A 17,498-nucleotide genomic window follows, 5' to 3' on the forward strand; every position below is an offset into this window, starting at 1 on the left:
CCGTGGGCTTCAGGACCGACGGAGACTCAACCATCACCTTGGTTGTCGGCGGCGGAGAGGAGCCGGTCGACCTCCTCGTCGTCGGCGCCTTCGACGTCGACGGCGTCGTCCACATGCAGAGTGAGATGTGCGAATCGTGGTGCCAGTTCGGTCAGCGCGGCCAACGGCTCACCCTCGCAGTCCTCCTGGCCGATCGTCAGGTCCCTGATGGACAGGGTTTCAAGCTGAGGAAGGACCGAGGAATCCGCGAGTGCGGAAAACACCTCAAACGAGGTGGCGTCGAACTCGACCTTGCTGAGGTCGAGGTCCCTGAGGCTGGGGTACTGGGACGCCTCGAGCTCGTCGAGTTGCTCAAGCGGGCAGGAGACACCGAAGACGTCACTGCCGATCTCCGCCTCCAAGGACACCAGTCCGGAAGTCCACCCAAGGTCGAAAACGGAGCCGTCGGAGATCACCGGACCCCGGACCCGCAGCCGGGTCAGACCGTCGTGGTTCACGAAGTGAAACAGGAACGCGCCTTCGAGTTCCAGCGAACGCAGGGCGGGAAGCGAGTCCCACATGTCGGCCTGAACGAGCCCTTTGTGATGGTAGTCCAGCGGATCGATCCGGCCACCCGTCGATGTCTCGCTGGGCGCGTACAGGTATGTGAATCCGTAGCCGAAGTACATGCGCTCCAGCCGGGGGAATCGCCGTCCGGCAATTGAGATCGCGGAGTGCTCGGCGGAGTGATGGTAGTCGGTGAGGTGCAGTTCGAGTGTGCGCAGCCGGTGGGCGGCGGGGTGGGAGAGCAGGGCGCCGATCAAGGCGCCTTCCCACTGTTCGGGGTCGGCCTGGTCGATGGTCGCGGCGTGCGGGTGGTCGGTCAGGAGCCGCTCCACCAGTTCTCCGCGGCGCGGCCGGGTGTCTTCGGCGAGGCGGAAGCAGGCCTCGTCGATGAAGCCGCGGGCCCAGGTGAACCGCCAGGAGCCGTCCTCCCGCAGGCCGTCCAGACCCAGATGCCGTTCCAGTTGTTCGTAGGCCGCAGCCAGTCGGGCCCGGTTCCCGGTCTCGGTCTCGGTCTCGCAGAGGTGTTCCATCCGGATCGTCTCGCCCCGCAGGTCGCCCGCGCCGGTCAGCAGATCCGCGTAGGCGAGCCATGCCGTCCATTCGTCCGTCTCCGGAACGTCTGTCGCATCGAAGTAGTACATACCGTTCTCCACGTCCTGGGGCCGATGTCCGGGCGGGCCATCGTCAACGGCACTCTAGATGCGGCCCCCGACATAAGATCGACACAGCGCGCTCGCGCACGAGGCCGCCCGGTCGTCAGCACCCCTGGACAGCGAAACGCGTGGGCGCCGCCGTACCGACAGGGTCCGTCAATCACGACATAGCATGACCTTATGGGCATTTCCCGGCTCTCCCCAGATGCGCGGCAGCGGCGCAGTTCCGAGCTGCGCGCGTTCCTCCGGTCGCGGCGAGCCCGGGTGACACCCGCCGACGTGGGCATGCCGGCAGGCGAGGGCCGCCGTACACCCGGCCTGCGGCGGGAGGAAGTGGCGGTGCTCGCCGGTTTAGGAGTGTCCTGGTATACCTGGCTTGAGCAGGGACGCGACATCAACGTCTCCGCCGACGTCCTGGACGCCGTCGCCAGGGTGCTGCGCCTGGAGCCCGCCGAGCGCGAGCACCTGCACCTCCTCGCCGGCCTCAACCCGCCGCAGTCGGCGCCGTCCGAGGACCGGGTTCCCGATGCCGTGCGGCGGCTGCTGGAGGGCTGGCTGCCGCGGCCCGCGTACGTCGTCGACCGGCACTGGAACGTCCTCGCGCTCAACCGCGCGGCGGAGATCGTGTTCCAGTGCAACGAGTACGACCACAACTGCCTGGTCAGCTTCTTCACCAACGCCCGCTACCGCGCGGCGGTCGTGGACTGGCACGACACGGCGCGCGCGATGATCGGCCTGTTCCGGGCGGACGCCGCCCGCTACCCGGACGATCCCGAATTCGGCCGCCTGGCCGCGGACCTGTGCGCCGCGAGCCCCGCTTTCGCCGAGATCTGGGCGGAGCTCCCCGTGGGCGGCCCCACCCACGGCAGCAAGGCCCTGGAGATTCCCGGCCTGGGGAGGCTGACCTTCGAGGCCACCACCCTGCCGTTGCCCGAGCTGCCCGGGCACCGCCTGTCGCTGCACCTCCCCGCACCCGGGACGGATACGGAGGCCCTGCTGGAGCGCTTGGTGGTGGTGTCAGACCCAGGTTCGGCCGACACTGCCGCGTAGGCTCGCGCCAATCGAGGATCGTCGTCATGAAACGATTCACGAACAAGACGGTTTTGATCACCGGCGGCACCGCCGGCATCGGCTTCGCGACCGCGCGCAGACTCCTCGACGAGGGTGCGTACGTCGTCATCACCGGCCGCGACCAGGCCCGCCTCGACACCGCGGCGGAACGCCTGGAGTCCGAGCGGGTCCTGCCCGTGCGCGCGGACGTCGGCGTCGACGCCGACACCGATCTTCTCGTACGACGCATCGAGACCTGGCGCGGAGCCCTCGACGTGGTCTTCGCCAATGCCGGAATCGCGGACTTCAGGCCGGAGTTCACCCCGACGGACTTCGACCGTACCGTCGGAATCAACTTCAAGGGGGTGTTCTTCACGATCCAGAAGGCACTGCCGCTGATGGGCGACGGAGGGGCCGTCGTCATCAATGCTTCCTGGACCCTGCACCGCGGCCTCCCGGCGGCCTCGGTCTACGCGGCCAGCAAGGCCGCCGTACACAATCTGGCCCGCACGCTCGGCACCGACCTGGCGCCGCGTGGCATCCGTGTCAACTCGGTCAGCCCCGGCTACATCGAGACCGAGATGTACCGGTCCGCCATCGACCCCGGCGCGGAGACCCGCATCACGGCGGAGGTGCCGCTCGGCTCGCTCGGCCACCCGGACGACGTCGCCGCCGCCGTCGCCTTCCTGGCCTCGGACGACGCGTCGTACATCACCGGCCAGGACCTCGTCATCGACGGCGGCCTCGTGGGAGCGGCGCCCCTCGGACTGCGCCTTTGACAGCCGTGCAACAGCTGTGGGAGACGAGTGCGGTGCCCTCCACGGCTCGGCCTCCGGTTTGCGTGCCGCGGAGGGCGGAGACCACCTCGCCGTTCCAGCTGAGTTCGGCGCAGGGGGTCGTCGGCGGTGGTTGTATGGCGGGTCAGGCGATCAGCAGGCGGAGGCCGAGCTCCGCCGCGTCGAGATCGACGAGGTCCCGGTTGCGTTCGGCCCACCGACCGGATGCGAGGTCGTCCCGGAGGCTGTGCACCGCGCGTCGCTCGGCGTCCGGCCCCACTCTGGCCCAGACCGACACCCCGCGACGGACGTTCTCCTCCAGATACGCCTCCGGTCGGCGCCAGTGGGCTTCGAAGAAGCCGTCGGCGCAGTCCCACGGGACGGGCACGGGCTCCATCCGGGCTCCGATCGCGCCGGCCAGCTCGGTCACCGAAGGTCGGCCGGCAAGGAGGCCGGCGACCTCGGGCAGGTGGTCGCGGGTAAGCCAGAACCGATGAAGCCATCCGGTGGCAGTGGTGTCGTGCGTGAACACCACCACGCGGCGGGCGACCCGCCGCATCTCGCGCAGGCCGGCGATCGGGTCCCGCCAGTGGTGGACGGAGGAGACCGCCATCGCGGCGTCGAAGGTCTGGTCGTCGAACGGCAGGTGCTCGGCGGATCCGACCAGGCACGGCGCCGCGTCCGGAGGGCGCTGCGAACGCATGAGCGCCGACGGCTCCACCGCGAGGACGTGGCGGTCGGAAGGCTCGTAGGACCCGGTGCCCGCCCCGACGTTCAGCACGGTCCGGGCATCGCCGAGCGCGGCCCAGATCTGTGCGGCGATGCGCGGTTCGGTGCGCCGTGTCACGGTGTAGGCGGCTCCGATGGTGTCGTACAACTGTGCGCCGGACATTGCATCGCCCTTCCGGTCGTCCCCGCACCGTGGCTGTGGCCTGGGTGGCGTGTCACAGCGCGGGATACCGCTTGATCGCCATTTCATCATGTTGATCGGCCATGGGGGAGAGTCACCCCTGCTCCGCTGCTGGTTTGCTGCAGAAGGGTGTTGACGGCCGCCACGTGATCAGCCAAGGCTTGACCTGGAGAGTGCGCCGAGTGCACCATCCCGCGCGGATGCCGGCGGCTCGATGCGCTCGGCCCGGCGCTGTTTGAGCATGCCCTCGCGGACCCGATCGGACTGCCGCTCGGCATGCACGATGTCGGCCGCCGACCGTTCGGTCGGTTTGCCGGCATCGGCCACCTCGCACAGCTTGTCGCCCGGATCCGCGTGCGGTGGTACTCAAACGCCGCCCCTTCTGCTCTCGGTGGGCACGCCGCTCAGAGCCCCACACGAATACCCTTGATTCTCGGTGGTCGTCGCAATGCTCGGGGGCTTGGAGTCGGGTCAGCTCCAGTCGTAGAAACCGCGGCCCGTCTTGCGGCCGAGTTCGCCCCGGGCGACCATGTCGCGGAGCAGCCGCGGCGGCGCGAACCGGTCCCCGAGTCTGGTGTGCAGGTAGTCGGCGATGGCCAGCCGTACGTCGAGGCCGACCAGGTCGGTGGAGCGCAGCGGGCCCATCGGGTGGCGGTAGCCCTGCTCCATGGCGGTGTCGATGGCCGCGGCGTCGGCGACGCCCTCCTGGAGCATGCGGATCGCCTCCAGGCCGAGCAGGACACCGAGCCGGCTCGTGGCGAAACCCGGCGAGTCGCGAACGGTGACGTCGATCTTGCCGAGGCCGCGCACCCATTCCTGTGCACGCTGGATCACCGACGGATCCGTGTCCGGTGTGGTGACCACCTCGACCAGTTTCGACGTGGGGACCGGGTTGAAGAAGTGCATGCCGAGGAAACGGTTCGGACGGCGCAGCGCCGTACCGAGCTCGCCCACCGAGATCGAACTGGTGTTGGTGGCCAGCACCGCCTGATCACCGACCACGGACTCGGCCTTCGCCAGGACGTTCACCTTGAGCTCGGGCCGCTCCGGCACCGCCTCGACCACGAGGTCGGCGTGCGGGGGAAGGGCGGCGAGGTCGCTCACCACCGCGACCCGGGCCAGGATCGTCCCGGGGTCGGTGTCCAGCGCGCCCCGTTCGGCCGCCTTCGCGAGACCGGCGGTGAGTCTCGCACGTGCCGCGGCGATCGCGTTCCCGTCGCTCTCCACCACCGACACCTCGGCGCCGCGCGCCGCGAAGACCTGGGCGATCCCGGCGCCCATCCGCCCGCCACCGATCACGCAGACCGTATCCGGTACGGCAGGGGTGCTCACGGCCTCCTCCTATCCTCATCGGGACGGAAGCGCTCGGCCGGTACGGCGATGCCGCCGGGGGGCGGGCTCATTGCGCCTTCCTTCGGGCCGACCTGATCAGACCGCCGCCGATGATGAGGCGCTGGATCTCGCTGGTGCCCTCGTAGAGGCGCAGCAGGCGGACGTCCCGGTACAGTCGCTCGACGGGCACTTCGCGCATGTATCCCATCCCGCCGTGCACCTGGACCGCGAGGTCGGCCGCCTTGCCGGCCATCTCGGTGCAGTAGAGCTTGGCGGCCGAGGGGGCGATGCGCCGGTCCTCGCCGCTGACGTACAGCCGGGCGGCGTCGCGGACGAGTGCCCGGCCGGCGAGCACCCCGGTCTGCTGGTCGGCGATCATCGCCTGCACGAGCTGGAAGTCACCGATGGGCGTCCCTCCCTGCGTCGCCGACGCGGCATAGGCGACCGACTCGTCGAGCGCCCTCCGGGCGCACCCCACGGCGAGCGCGGCCACGTTGATGCGGCCGCGGGCCAGCGAGGTCATCGCCGCGCGGTAGCCGATGTCGCCGTCGCCGCCCACCAGCGCCTCGGGGCCGACGCGCACCTGCGAGAAGGTGACGTCGGCCGTATGCGAGCCCTGCTGGCCCATCTTGGCGTCCTTCGTCCCGACCTCGACCCCGGGGGCCGTGGCCGGGACGAGGAAGACCGCGATGCCGGTTCCCGAGCCGGATGCGGGCTGGGTACGGGCGAAGACGAGGAACAGGTCCGCTTGGGGGGCGTTGGTGATGAACTGCTTGCTCCCGTCGATGACCCAGCCGTCGCCGTCGCGGGTCGCGGTGGTCCGCAGACCGGCGGGGTTGGAACCCGCGCCGGCCTCGGTGAGCGCGAAGGAGGCGACCACGTCGCCGGCGGCCATCCCGGGCAGCCACCGTGCCTGCTGCTCCTTCGTGCCGAACCCGACAAGCACCTGGCCGGCGATCCCGTTGTTGGTCCCGAACATGGAACGGAACGCCAGGGAGGTGTAGCCCAGCTCCATGGCGACTTCGACGTCCTGGACGAGATCGAGGCCCAGCCCGCCCCACTCCTGCGGGATCGCGTAGCCGAACAGGCCCATCTCCGCGGCCAGGGCGCGCAGGTCGGCGGGGACGGCGTCGGTGGTCTCGATCTCCAGCTCGCGGGGCAGGACGGACTTCCGCACGAAGTCGGTGATCTGCCTGAGGACGTCCGCGAAGACGTCGTCGGGCACGTCGGGGTTGGCGGTGTGCATGCCGTCCACTATCGGTCTCAGATTATGATCGGTCCAATACCTAATTTGTCGTTCAGTGATACCGTTTGCGCAATTGTTGTGGTCCTGGAGGCGAGCGCCATGGATGTCGGGCAGTTGCGGTCCTTCCTGGCCGTGGCCGAGGAGCTCCATTTCGGGCGTGCCGCCGAGCGACTCCACATCGCCCAGCCGCCGTTGAGCCGCACGATCAAGCAGCTGGAGCGTGAGCTCGGGACGCGCCTGTTCGACCGGAACACCCGATCGGTGCGCCTCACCTCCAGCGGACAGGCGCTCCTGGGTCCGGCCAGGGAGGCGGTCGAGGCGCTGCGCCGGGCCGAGACGGCGGTACGGTCCGCCGACAGGGGAGTGGTCGGACTCGTGCGGATCGCCTTCGCGGGAGTCTCCACCCACCGGCTCGTCGCCAGACTCGCCCGGGCGGTGCGGTCGCGGCATCCGGGCGTCGAACTGGAGCTGTCCAGCCAGAACTTCGCCCAGCCCGCGATGAAGCGGCTCGCCCAGGGGTCCACCGACCTCGCCCTCGGCCGGTGGGACGTCATCCCCGTGGAGGTATCCGCCCAGGTGGTGATGGCGGACTCGCTTGTCGTGGCCCTGCCCGACACCCACCCGCTGGCCGGCTCCCGCCGCCTGTCGATCGCGCGGCTCGCCGATGAGGGCTTCGTGTCGCTTCCGCCGCACGAGGGCGCCATACTCCCCGATCGTCTGCGGCGTCTCGCCCACACGCACGGCTTCGTCGCCGAGGTCGTGCAGGTGGCGCCGGACACCCAGACGGCGCTTGCTCTCGTCGGCGCCGAGGTCGGGTGTCACCTGACACTGGCCTCGGTGGCCCGGAACGTGATCGATCCGCACGTCGTGTTCGTGCCGCTCGACGAGTCGCCGCCGGATGTGGACCTGAGGGCGGCGTGGCGGCGCGACGACAGGAGTCCCGCGCTCAGGGCGGTGCTGGACGAGGTGCTCGGCCTCGACGACGCGGCGGCCGGTTAGCCCGGCTCTTCATCCGGGCGGGCGCCCGTCGGCGGCGGCAGGACGACCGAGGGGCTTGGACGATCGGCCGGTACGGCCGGCGGCGGCATGCCGGAGCCGAAGACCCGGTAGCTGCGGCGGAAGGCGGTGGCCGATCACTCCGCGTGCACCCGTCCCATGGGTCCCCGCCGTGCCACGCCCACTCAGCTCCCCGGGTTCACGCCCGGCGTGTGCACGGAGCAATGCAGGTGGACGTGCTTCCACGCGCCGTCCAGCCGGACCCACACCTCGGTTCCCCGGGAGCCCGTCGGCTCCGTGCCCGCGGCACCGAAATCGGCCTCGAACCAGGCCGGATAGCTGACGATCGGCATCTCCGCCCTGGGAAAACCCGGACATCCCGATCTTCAAGGACAACCCGCTTCGGCGGGTGGGGTGAGCTCAGCGCGGAGTTCCGCAGGTGTTCCCACAACTGCACCGCGCTGTCGACGCCGGCGTAGTTGCTCCCGTTGTGGTGGAAGAAGACAGTGCGTCGCCCGGCGCGACGTGGGCGCGTAGCCACGCGGTGTCACCGACCTCGTCGGCTTTGATCCAGCCGCGGTGCAGGGCTCGGATCTCACCCTCGATCTCATCGAGCTCGGTCATGTGCCGTTCCCCCGTTCCGGCGGTTGCCGGCCCGCCCCACTATTTTTTTTGGACACGTGAACAATAATAGCCGCGAAGACAAGGAAGGAGTCAGACATGTCGGATATGCCGAACGGTCTCCTGGAGGACGCGGGTGAGCGGCTCGCCGAGGCGGTTGCGCTGCGCCGCAGGATCCATCGCCACCCTGAGCTGGGCCTTCATCTGCCGGCAACCCAGCAGGCCGTGCTTGACGCCCTCGACGGGCTTCCGCTCTCGATCACGCCGGGCCGCGGCGTGTCCTCCGTCGTCGCCGTCCTCGACGGCGACCTGCCAGGCCCGACCGTCCTTCTCCGCGCCGACATGGACGCACTGCCGATACAGGAGGAGACGGGCCTTGAGTTCGCCAGCGTCGTCGACGGCGCCATGCACGCGTGCGGGCACGACGCGCACGTCGCCATGCTCGCCGGCGCGGCCGCCGTACTGGCTCGGCGCCGTGCCGCCGTCCGGGGCCGGGTGGTGTTCGCGTTCCAGCCGGGCGAGGAGGGGCACGGCGGCGCGCAGGTGATGCTCGACGAGGACCTGCTGAACACGGCGGCGGAGGGGGCGGAGCCGGTGTCGCTCGCCTTCGCGCTGCACCAGGCGCCCGTCATGCGCGCCGGGACGGTCGCGACCCGGGCGGGTGCGCTGATGGCCGCGGTGGACGAGTTCCGGATCACGGTTCGCGGACTGGGCGGGCACGCGTCCATGCCGCACCAGGCGCGCGACCCGATCCCGGCCCTGGCCGCGCTGGTGACGGCGCTGCAGACGATGGTCACCCGGCGGATCGACGTGTTCGACCCGGCGGTGATCACCGTGGGTCGGCTGAGCGCGGGCACCGCGGGCACCGTCATCCCCGAGACCGCGACGGCGTGGGGAACGATCCGGACGGTTTCCGCCCAGACCCGTGACACCGTCGGCCGGGCCGTGCTCACGGTGGCCGAGGGCGTCGCGGCCGCACACGGGGTCACCGTCGAGGTCGACATCACGCGGGGCAGCCCGGTCACGGTGAACGGCGCCGCGGCGACGCACCACGTGCTCGGCACCGTGGCCGCGCTGCTCGGTCCGGAGCGGGTCGTCACGATGCCGCACCCGGTGATGGGCGGCGAGGACTGGGGGCTGATCCTCGACCGGGTCGAGGGGGCGATGGCGTTCCTCGGCACGCGGCCCGCCGGGGTCTCCGGGGCCGAGGCGGCTCCCAACCACTCCGGGCGGATGGTTCTGGACGAGGGGGCGATGGCCGCCGGCATCGCCGTCCATACCGCGGTGGCCCTCGGATGGCAGGGTGCAATCGACCGTTATGGGAACCCTTGACGTTTTCGGACGTGCGTCCAATAATGTGTCCAGCCTCCCGTTGCCAAGCGAATCGCTTCCGAGGCACATCGCCGCCGCAGGCAGACATTCCGTCCTGGCCTGCCCTACCCCAAGGAGCGCTGCCTTGCCTGATACAGCCGTCGACGGTCCGGCCGTCGAGGTGAGCATCCCCAGCGACGTCGACCGCCTGCGGGAGGTCGTCGTGGGCCCGGTCAAGGCGTTCACCTGGGAGTCGCTCGCCGCGGAGGGCGATCCGAGCGACGACCGCGAGGCGACGCTCGCCCTGCTGAAGCACAACCGCGTGGAGATCCCCGACGCGGCTGTGGCGACCGAGGAACACGCGGCCTTCGTCGCCCTGCTGCGCGATCACGGGGTCATCGTGCACACCGTCGACCCCGTGGCGGACGTGAGCATCCAGCTCTATCCGCGGGACCTGGCGTTCGCCGTCGACCACGTACTGGTCATGGCACGTTCCCGCACCGCGGTCCGCCGGCGGGAGCAGCGCGGTCTCGACCGGTTGCTTCCGCGGATCTCCGGCGTCGTGACCCTCGACGAGGGCCGGATCGAGGGGGGCGACGTCATCGTCACCGGATCGGAGGTGCTGGTCGGCCTCGGAGAGGAGACCGACCTGCACGCGGTCGAGGCGCTCCGGCGGGCGCTCGACACCGCGGGCGTCGACCGGCCGGTGGTCCCCCTCGAATTCACCCACCGAGGGATCGTGCACCTCGACACGAAGTTCACCATGGTGGGGCGGGAGATCGGACTCATCCACGCCGAATCCTTCACCGCCTCCTCTCTCACCGCGCTCCAGGAGCGTTTCGAGCTCATCGAGGTGACCGCGGACGAGGCCCGTGACCTCGCCGTCAACACCTTGGCGCTCGATCCGACCACGGTGGTGCTGCGCGAGACGAGCGACCGCGTCGCGGCCGAGCTCGCCCGGCGCGGCATCACCCCTGTTCCCGTCGACTTCTCCGAGATCGCTCGCTTCCCCGGCGCATACCGCTGCGCGACGCTGCCCCTGCGCCGAGGCTGACCGGCGGAGCCCCCTACCCCCCTGATACCGACCGAACTCAAGGAGCGCTCATGGCGCGGATCCATCGACTCAGCGCCCTGCTGGGCGTCCTCACCCTGGCCGTCACCGGCTGCGGCGCCGGGGGCGCCGAACCCGGGGGCGCCCCCGGCGCGACGGGCGCAACCGGCTCACCCGGTGCGGCCCGGGAGTTTCGCACCGGCCTCGACACCGTCAAGGTCGCCGACCCGGTGCGCGGCGGTCAGCTCGTCTACGGCCTGGAGGCCGACGTCTCAGCCGGACTCGACACCTCCAAGTGGTACTGCGGCCCCGCCTGCCGGACCATCGCCAAGACGATCTACGACCCCCTGACCGTCGTGGACTCGGGCGGGACGGTGCGGCCGTACCTCGCCGAGTCCGTCGAGCCGAACGCGGACCGTACCGAGTGGACGATCAAGGTCCGGCCCGGTATCCGGTTCCACGACGGCACGCCCCTCGACGCCGCGGCGGTCGTGACCAACCTCGAGAAGCAGCGGACCTCCCCGCTCAACACCGCCGCGCTCGCCCCGGTCGCCTCGGTGACCGCCGACGGACCGATGAGTGTGCGCGTCAAGATGAAGGGGCCGTCGTCGGCGTTCAACGTCTGGCTGTCGACGCCGATCGGCTACATCATGGCGCCCTCGATGCTGGCCGCCAAGAACGGCGCGCACAACCCGGTCGGCACCGGCCCGTTCCGCTTCGTGGAGTGGAAGGCCGCCGACCACCTCACGGTGGAGCGAAACGCCGAGTACTGGCAGAAGGGGCTGCCCTACCTGGACCGCGTCGTGTTCCGGCCCAACCCGGACGTGGAGTCCCGGGTCGCCGCCCTGCGGGCCGGTGACATCGACGTCATGCACACCGACTCGGCCGACCAGATCGCCAAGCTCCGTGGCGACACGTCCGTCCGGCTGGTGGAGTCGGAGCTGTTCGGCGAAAGCAACTACTTCCAGCTGAACGTGAAGCGCGCGCCGATGAACGACGTGAACGTACGGCGTGCGCTGGCGATGGCCCTCGACCGGGACGCGATCGGGAGGACCCGCAACCGGGGGGTCACCCGGGTCGCCAACGGGCCTTTCCCTCCGGGCACGCCCGGTTACCTGGACAACACCGGCTATCCCGGGTACGACCCCGCCGCCGCGCGGGCGATCATCGAGAAGTACGAGGCGGCCAACGGTCCGATCTCGCTGAAGCTGATGATCCCCCAATCGCCCACCCACGCCAAGACCGCTCAGGTGGTTCAGCAGATGTGGAAGGAGGTGGGAGTCGACGTGGCGCTCGAACAGGTCGAGTTCAACGCCTTCCTGGAGCGCGACCGCCGCGGCGACTACGACATGACCGACGCCCGGCTGTTCGGGGGCGCCGACCCCGACCTCCAGCGGCGGTGGTGGCACTCCAGCGGAGCCTCACCGGTCGGAAACATCTCCGACCCCCAGGTGGACGCCGCGCTGGACGTGATCCGCAGTTCCACCGACCCCGCCCAGCGGAAGGCGTCGGCCGAGCAGCTCAACCGCAGGCTTGGTGACCAGGTCAACTACCTGTGGGTCAACTGGACCGTGTGGGCGGTCGCCGCCAAGCCCGACGTCGTCGGCCTGAACCTGCAGATTCCCGGTGGTGGCCAGGCGGGACTCGTCCTGGGCGACCACTGGTTGACATACGCCAGCCGCAAGCGATGACCCTCGCCTCGGTCATGCGCCGCGCAGCCCGCCTGCTGCTCGTACTCGGCGCGATCTCGATCGTCACCTTCGGGCTCCTGGCGGTGATGCCGGGCGACCCGGCGCTGGCGCTGCTCGGCCCGGGGGCCACCGATGCCGCGGTCGCCGAAGTCCGCGCCTCGCTGGGCCTGGACCGGCCGCTGATCGTCCGATACGGGGACTGGCTGCTCAGCGCGCTCGGCGGTGACCTGGGCACCTCCTACCAGACCGGCCAGCCCGTCGTGACGAGTCTGGCCGACCGGTTCCCGCTCTCGATCGAGCTGGTGCTGGTCAGCCAGATCGTCGCCCTCGCGGTGGCCGTGCCCGTCGGCTTGTGGAGCGCGCGGCGGCCGGGCGGCATCGTCGACCGGATCTGCAGCGTCGGCGGGCTCGGTCTGCTGTCGCTGCCGATGTTCGCCCTGGGGAGCCTGCTCGTCTACGTGTTCGCGGTGACGCTGAAATGGCTGCCCGCCACCGGGATCCCGAGCTTCGGGGACGATCCGCTGGGCCACGTGCAGGGGCTCATCCTGCCGGTGCTCAGCCTCGCCGGCTGGCAGTTCGCGATGTACGCGCAGATCCTCCGCGGCGAGGCGCGCACCGTGCTGGCCGAGGACTACATCGAGACGGCCGTCCTGAAGGGGCTGCCCACCAGGGCGATCCTGCTGCGGCACACCCTCAAACCGGCATCCCTGTCCCTGGCCAGCCTCGTACCGATCACCACCGGTGAGCTGATCGGCGGCGCGGTCGTGGTGGAGACGCTGTACGCGCTGCCGGGCGTCGGGCGGCTGATGGTGGACGCGATCGCGGCCCGCGATCTGCTGGTCCTGCAGGGAGCCGTGCTGGCCGTGGCCGTCGTGTTCGTCATGCTGAACCTGTTCGCCGACGTCGTGGTGCGTTGGCTGGACCCGAGGATCAGGAGCCATCATGCCGGTTGAGCAGGGCACGCCGAGTGCCGCGACAACCGTGACGTCGCCGGATCCGGCCCCGGCGGGCACCCCTGCCCGCCGGGGCGCCGGCCGGGGCCTTGGGCCCGGCGCGCTGGTCGCGCTCGGCTGGCTCGCCGGGCTGAGCGTGCTCGCGCTGCTCGGGGACGCGCTCCCGTTCATCGGCGACCCGTCGCGCATGACGTCCCTGCCCTACGAACCGCCCAGCTCCGCGCACCCGCTCGGCACCGACGAGATCGGACGCGACGTGCTGTCCCGCGTCGTGTACGCGGCCCGCGTCAGCCTGCCGATCGCCGCCGGCGCCGTGGCGGTGGCGATGCTGGTCGGGGGGATCATCGGGCTGCTGACCGGGTTTCTCCGCGGCACGGTCGACGAGGTCGGGCAATGGCTGCTCGACGTGCTGGTCTCGTTCCCACCGCTGATCCTCGCGATGGCCGTCACGGCGTTCCTCGGCCGGTCTCCGGTCATCCTCGCCGTCATCCTCGGGCTGCTGTTCGTGCCTCCCGCCGCGAGGCTGGTCCGCACGCACACGATGGCGACGAGCACCCGGGAGTACGTGGTGGCGGCCAGGGTGCTGGGCGCGAGCCGGATCCGGATCGTGTTCCGGGAGATCGTGCCCGCCGTCGTGCCGCACCTGCTGGCCTACGCCGTACTGGCGGCGTCCGCGGTGATCGTGATCGAGGGAGCGCTGAGCTTCCTCGGACTGAGCATCCCCCCGCCCACCCCGACCTGGGGTGGGATGATCACGGCCGCGCGGGACGGGCTCGCCGAGGCCCCGCACGTCCTCCTTGTCCCGGTCGCGGTGCTGTTCGCCACGGTGCTCGCGCTCAACGGCCTGGCCGACACGTTGCGCTCGCGCCTGGTGGAAACACGGTGAACGACATGACCCTGCTCACGCTGACCGGGCTGAACGTGTCGATCGCGGACGGCACCGACCGGATCCACGCGGTCCGCGACGTCGGCATGACCATCGCCCGCCGGGAGATCGTGGGGCTCGTCGGGGAATCCGGGTGCGGCAAAAGCACACTGTCGCGCGCCGCCGTCGGCCTACGACCGGCCGGGGTGACCGTCTCGGGCTCCGTCCGGCTCGACGACACCGAGCTGCTCGACCTCGATCACCGCACGCTCGCCGCCGAAGTATGGGGGCGCAAGGTCGGCTTCATCCCGCAGAACCCCATGGGCGCGCTCAATCCCGTGCTCCGCATCGGCCACCAGCTGACCGAGCACATGCGTCGTCATCTCGGGATCGGCGCCCGCGAAGCGCGGACCCGCGCCGCGGACGCCCTCGCCGCAACGGGCATCCCCGCTCCCGTGGCGGCCCTGGACAAGTTCCCGCACGAGCTCTCCGGCGGGATGCGCCAGCGGGTCGCCATCGCGATGGCGCTGGCGTGCGACCCGGCGCTGCTGATCGCCGACGAGCCGACCACGGCGTTGGACGTCACCATTCAGGCCCAGATCATCGACCTGCTGGTCACGCTCTGCCGAGACCGCGATATGGCCATGCTCCTGGTCAGCCACGACCTGCCCCTCGTCCTGCAGGTCGCCGACCGGGTGGACGTCATGTACGCGGGCCGGGTGGTGGAGCGGGCGCCGTCGACCGGGTTGGCGGAGCGGCGCGCGATGCCGTACACCGCCGCGCTCCTGGACTCGGTGCCCACGCTCAGCGGGCCGCAGCCGGTCCGGCTGCCCGCCATCGGTGGGACGCCGCCGGATCTGCGCGCCGCGCCGCGTGGCTGCGCGTTCGCGGTCCGGTGCGGCCACGCCGACGCCGAGTGCGCGACCCGGGAGCCGACCCTCCAGCCGGTTCGCGGGGACGACCACCTCACGGCCTGTCTACGGCCGCTGGAAGCCAAGACCCCGGTCATCGGGGAGGACGAGACCGCCCCGGAGACCGCTGCGGACCGTGCGGTTCCGGTGCTGCGGGCCACCGACCTCGTGCTGGAGTACCGGGTCCCCGGACGCCCGTCGTTCCGGGCCGTCGACGGTGTCTCGCTGGAGCTGCACGAGGGCGAGATCCTGGGCCTGGTGGGGGAGTCCGGCTGTGGAAAGTCCACCCTGGGCCGCGCGCTGACCGGGCTGATCCGGCCGGCCGCCGGCACGATCGAGCACCCCGCGGGAGAGACCGCGGACGTTCAGCTGATCTTCCAGGACGCCAAGGGGAGCCTCAACCCGCGGCGGTCCATCCTCGATGTGGTGGCCGAGCCGCTGCTCTACGCCGGCCGTGGGACGACCCGGGAGCGGCGGGAGGAGGCGGCGTCGCTGCTCGCCTCGGTGGGCCTGGACCCCGAGGTGCTCGGCCGCCGCGCGCCGCGCCGCCTCTCCGGCGGTCAGGCGCAGCGGGTGGCCATCGCCCGTGCGCTCGCCGCGAAGCCGCGGGTCCTGGTGTGCGACGAACCGGTCTCCGCGCTCGACGTATCCGTTCAGGCGCAGATCATCAACCTGCTCATGGACGTCCGGACGGCAACCTCGGTGTCGATCCTCTTCATCGCCCACGACCTGGCCGCCGTACGGGCCGCCAGCGACCGGGTGGCGGTGATGTATCTGGGCGTGGTGTGCGAGATCGGGTCGGCCGAGGAGGTGCTCGGCGCGCCCCGGCACCCGTACACCAAGGCGCTCGTCGCCTCCGTCCCCGGACAGGGCGGCCGGTTGCGCGCATCGCTGAGCGGCGAGCCGCCTGCCCCCGGCGACCCGTCCTCCGGGTGCCGGTTCCAGACCCGCTGCCCGGAGGCCGTCCCGGAGTGTGCGATCACCCGGCCGCCGCTGGTGGACCTCGGCCCGACCCAGGCGGTGGCGTGCCACGTCGTCGCCCCGTCCCGACAAGCAACAGGAGTATCCCCATCGTGACCGGAACCCTGGACCTCCCCGGCGTGCTCGGCGCCCCGGACGACATCTGTCTCGACGACTTCCGCGGACGACGGTCGTGGCGGGATTTCGACGGGGACGTGCGCAGGTTGATGGCCGTGCTGGCCGACCACGGCGTCCGCGCGGGGGACACCGTCGCGCTGCTCATGCACAACCGGGTGGAGTACCTCGAGACCGTGTTCGCGTGCACCGCGCTCGGAGTGACGTGTGTGCCGATGAACTGGCACATGGCGGCCGAGGAGATCGCGTACGTCCTTGCGGACTCCGGCGCCCTCGTGGTGGTGTGCGACGACGTGTGCCGCGATCTCGTGCCGTCCGGCGGCCCCGCGGTGGTCTCGGTCGACGGCGAGGCCGGGGAGCGCATCCGGACCGGGGCCGCCATGGACGTGGCTCCGGACAACCCCGCCGGGAAGATCATGTTCTATACGAGCGGAACGACCGGGCGCCCGAAAGGCGTCAGGCTCGACGGTGGCGGCAGCGTCGCCGACGAGTTCGCCGAGTACCGGCGGCTGGCGTCGGGCTCAGGGGTGGAGGGGGCCGGCCCGCACTTGGTCACCGGGCCCCTCTACCACGGAGCGCCCTTGATGTCCGCGCTGCTGGCGCTGGCCGCCGGCGCACCGGTGCTGATCATGACCAGGTGGGACGCGGAGGCGTTCCTGGCCCACGTGCAGGAGCACCGGGTCCGGGACACCCATCTGGTCCCGATCATGTTCGTGCGGTTGCTCCGGCTGCCGAAGGACGTCCGGAACCGGTACGACCTGTCCTCGCTCGTCACCGTCCACCACGGCGCGGCACCGGTCCCGATCCCGGTGAAGCATCAAATGATCGAGTGGTTCGGCCCGGTCCTGCGGGAGTACTGGGCGTCCACCGAGGGGGGCACCTACACGGAGGTCACCTCCGCGGAGTGGCTGCGGCGGCCGGGAACCGTGGGCCGGCCGATCAACGGCTACGAGGTCTTCGCCGTGGACGACTCCGGGACGCCGCTGCCCCCGGGGCAGCCCGGCACCCTCTGCCTGCGCGCACCGGACGGGGGCGGGTTCCGCTACCACGGCGACGCCGCCAAGACCGCGGCGACGTTCAGCGACACCCTCACGTTCAGCATCGGCGACATCGGCTACGTCGACGAGGACGGGTACGTCTTCCTCGTCGACCGCACCGCCGAGGTGATCATCTCGGGGGGTGTGAACATCTATCCCGCCGAGATCGAGCTGTGCCTGCTTGAACACGAGGCGGTCGCGGACGCGGCCGTCTACAGCCTGCCGGACGACGAGTGGGGCGAGACCGTGCACGCCGCGGTCGTGCTCGCCGATCCGGCGCAGAGTGGCTCACACGACCGGGTGGTGGAGGAGACGCTGCGCGCCGCGCTCGCCGAGCGAATCGCCCGCTTCAAGGTCCCGCGGACGTTCCGATTCGTGGACAAGCTCCCCCGCACCGATGCGGGTAAACTCAACCGCCGTCACCTCCGGCTCGGACACCGGCCTTCCGCGTAAG

At 70.9% G+C, this 17,498-nt stretch carries 16 protein-coding genes; 10 read left to right on the forward strand and 6 right to left on the reverse strand.

From position 1 onward, the window contains the following. Positions 1-26: 26 nt before the first annotated feature. Positions 27-1,187 carry a hypothetical protein gene (locus tag RUR_RS16570; RefSeq protein WP_283135962.1) on the reverse strand — a complete coding sequence of 387 codons (1,161 nt, stop codon included), beginning with the start codon at positions 1,185-1,187 and terminating at the stop codon, positions 27-29. A 192-nt stretch (positions 1,188-1,379) separates the two neighbouring features. Between RUR_RS16570 and RUR_RS16575 the strand changes: the two genes are divergently transcribed. Then, entirely contained in the window at positions 1,380-2,249 is an 870-nt protein-coding gene (locus RUR_RS16575; RefSeq protein ID WP_283135963.1) for a helix-turn-helix transcriptional regulator, read from the forward strand. A gap of 26 nt (positions 2,250-2,275) precedes the next feature. Continuing rightward, positions 2,276-3,028 carry an SDR family NAD(P)-dependent oxidoreductase gene (locus RUR_RS16580; protein WP_283135964.1) on the forward strand — a complete coding sequence of 251 codons (753 nt, stop codon included), beginning with the start codon at positions 2,276-2,278 and terminating at the stop codon, positions 3,026-3,028. 142 nt (positions 3,029-3,170) lie between these two features. Here RUR_RS16580 and RUR_RS16585 read toward each other — a convergent pair whose 3' ends face one another. From RUR_RS16585 to RUR_RS16600, 4 genes are all read right to left on the reverse strand, one after another. Beyond that, positions 3,171-3,917: a class I SAM-dependent methyltransferase gene (locus tag RUR_RS16585; RefSeq protein ID WP_283135965.1), complete on the reverse strand. Its 747-nt coding sequence runs from the start codon at positions 3,915-3,917 to the stop codon at positions 3,171-3,173. 168 nt (positions 3,918-4,085) lie between these two features. Next, positions 4,086-4,262 carry a hypothetical protein gene (locus RUR_RS16590; RefSeq protein ID WP_283135966.1) on the reverse strand — a complete coding sequence of 59 codons (177 nt, stop codon included), beginning with the start codon at positions 4,260-4,262 and terminating at the stop codon, positions 4,086-4,088. Between the two features lie 144 nt (positions 4,263-4,406). Beyond that, entirely contained in the window at positions 4,407-5,267 is an 861-nt protein-coding gene (locus tag RUR_RS16595) for a 3-hydroxyacyl-CoA dehydrogenase family protein (RefSeq protein WP_283135967.1), read from the reverse strand. Between the two features lie 67 nt (positions 5,268-5,334). Further along, the gene (locus tag RUR_RS16600) at positions 5,335-6,513 is read right to left on the reverse strand and encodes an acyl-CoA dehydrogenase family protein (RefSeq protein WP_283135968.1); all 1,179 of its coding nucleotides are present in this window, start codon (positions 6,511-6,513) and stop codon (positions 5,335-5,337) included. Between the two features lie 99 nt (positions 6,514-6,612). On the opposite strand from RUR_RS16600, the gene RUR_RS16605 reads away from it, so the two are divergent. Continuing rightward, complete coding sequence (locus RUR_RS16605) at positions 6,613-7,512, forward strand: LysR substrate-binding domain-containing protein (protein ID WP_283135969.1); 900 nt, start codon at positions 6,613-6,615, stop codon at positions 7,510-7,512. 182 nt (positions 7,513-7,694) lie between these two features. Here the strand turns inward: RUR_RS16605 and RUR_RS16610 are convergent, their stop codons facing one another. Beyond that, the gene (locus RUR_RS16610; RefSeq protein WP_283135970.1) at positions 7,695-7,862 is read right to left on the reverse strand and encodes a nuclear transport factor 2 family protein; all 168 of its coding nucleotides are present in this window, start codon (positions 7,860-7,862) and stop codon (positions 7,695-7,697) included. A gap of 367 nt (positions 7,863-8,229) precedes the next feature. Between RUR_RS16610 and RUR_RS16615 the strand changes: the two genes are divergently transcribed. The 7 genes from RUR_RS16615 to RUR_RS16645 all read left to right on the forward strand — a co-directional run bounded on the left by RUR_RS16615 (position 8,230) and on the right by RUR_RS16645 (position 17,497). Next, entirely contained in the window at positions 8,230-9,462 is a 1,233-nt protein-coding gene (locus RUR_RS16615) for a M20 metallopeptidase family protein (RefSeq protein ID WP_283135971.1), read from the forward strand. Between the two features lie 124 nt (positions 9,463-9,586). Then, positions 9,587-10,495, forward strand: a complete 909-nt coding sequence (locus tag RUR_RS16620) for a dimethylarginine dimethylaminohydrolase family protein (RefSeq protein WP_283135972.1) — start codon at positions 9,587-9,589, stop codon at positions 10,493-10,495. Positions 10,496-10,545: 50 nt separating this feature from the next. Continuing rightward, positions 10,546-12,183 carry an ABC transporter substrate-binding protein gene (locus tag RUR_RS16625; protein WP_283135973.1) on the forward strand — a complete coding sequence of 546 codons (1,638 nt, stop codon included), beginning with the start codon at positions 10,546-10,548 and terminating at the stop codon, positions 12,181-12,183. Continuing rightward, positions 12,180-13,136 carry an ABC transporter permease gene (locus RUR_RS16630; protein WP_283135974.1) on the forward strand — a complete coding sequence of 319 codons (957 nt, stop codon included), beginning with the start codon at positions 12,180-12,182 and terminating at the stop codon, positions 13,134-13,136. The genes RUR_RS16625 and RUR_RS16630 overlap by 4 nt, the downstream gene beginning before the upstream one ends. Next, positions 13,126-14,022 (forward strand): ABC transporter permease, encoded by an 897-nt coding sequence (locus tag RUR_RS16635; protein WP_283135975.1) that lies wholly within the window; start codon positions 13,126-13,128, stop codon positions 14,020-14,022. The genes RUR_RS16630 and RUR_RS16635 overlap by 11 nt, the downstream gene beginning before the upstream one ends. A gap of 5 nt (positions 14,023-14,027) precedes the next feature. Then, on the forward strand, positions 14,028-15,989 hold the full coding sequence (locus tag RUR_RS16640) for a dipeptide ABC transporter ATP-binding protein (RefSeq protein WP_283137040.1): 1,962 nt from the start codon (positions 14,028-14,030) through the stop codon (positions 15,987-15,989). Further along, positions 15,986-17,497: an AMP-binding protein gene (locus tag RUR_RS16645; protein ID WP_283135976.1), complete on the forward strand. Its 1,512-nt coding sequence runs from the start codon at positions 15,986-15,988 to the stop codon at positions 17,495-17,497. Before RUR_RS16640 ends, RUR_RS16645 begins: the two co-directional genes overlap by 4 nt. Position 17,498: the final 1 nt, after the last annotated feature.

Origin of the sequence: Rhizohabitans arisaemae, from assembly GCF_025996515.1 — a bacterium.
Taxonomy (GTDB): Bacteria; Actinomycetota; Actinomycetes; order Streptosporangiales; family Streptosporangiaceae; genus Rhizohabitans; species Rhizohabitans arisaemae.

Excerpts from the sequence above, each read along its gene's own strand:
- RUR_RS16585 (WP_283135965.1), bottom strand. The coding sequence starts at position 3,917 with ATGTCCGGCGCACAGTTGTACGACACCATCGGAGCCGCCTACACCGTG.
- RUR_RS16625 (WP_283135973.1), top strand. The coding sequence starts at position 10,546 with ATGGCGCGGATCCATCGACTCAGCGCCCTGCTGGGCGTCCTCACCCTG.
- RUR_RS16615 (WP_283135971.1), top strand. The coding sequence starts at position 8,230 with ATGTCGGATATGCCGAACGGTCTCCTGGAGGACGCGGGTGAGCGGCTC.
- RUR_RS16640 (WP_283137040.1), top strand. The coding sequence starts at position 14,028 with ATGACCCTGCTCACGCTGACCGGGCTGAACGTGTCGATCGCGGACGGC.
- RUR_RS16575 (WP_283135963.1), top strand. The coding sequence starts at position 1,380 with ATGGGCATTTCCCGGCTCTCCCCAGATGCGCGGCAGCGGCGCAGTTCC.
- RUR_RS16580 (WP_283135964.1), top strand. The coding sequence starts at position 2,276 with ATGAAACGATTCACGAACAAGACGGTTTTGATCACCGGCGGCACCGCC.
- RUR_RS16570 (WP_283135962.1), bottom strand. The coding sequence starts at position 1,187 with ATGTACTACTTCGATGCGACAGACGTTCCGGAGACGGACGAATGGACG.
- RUR_RS16605 (WP_283135969.1), top strand. The coding sequence starts at position 6,613 with ATGGATGTCGGGCAGTTGCGGTCCTTCCTGGCCGTGGCCGAGGAGCTC.
- RUR_RS16610 (WP_283135970.1), bottom strand. The coding sequence starts at position 7,862 with ATGCCGATCGTCAGCTATCCGGCCTGGTTCGAGGCCGATTTCGGTGCC.
- RUR_RS16635 (WP_283135975.1), top strand. The coding sequence starts at position 13,126 with ATGCCGGTTGAGCAGGGCACGCCGAGTGCCGCGACAACCGTGACGTCG.
- RUR_RS16600 (WP_283135968.1), bottom strand. The coding sequence starts at position 6,513 with ATGCACACCGCCAACCCCGACGTGCCCGACGACGTCTTCGCGGACGTC.
- RUR_RS16630 (WP_283135974.1), top strand. The coding sequence starts at position 12,180 with ATGACCCTCGCCTCGGTCATGCGCCGCGCAGCCCGCCTGCTGCTCGTA.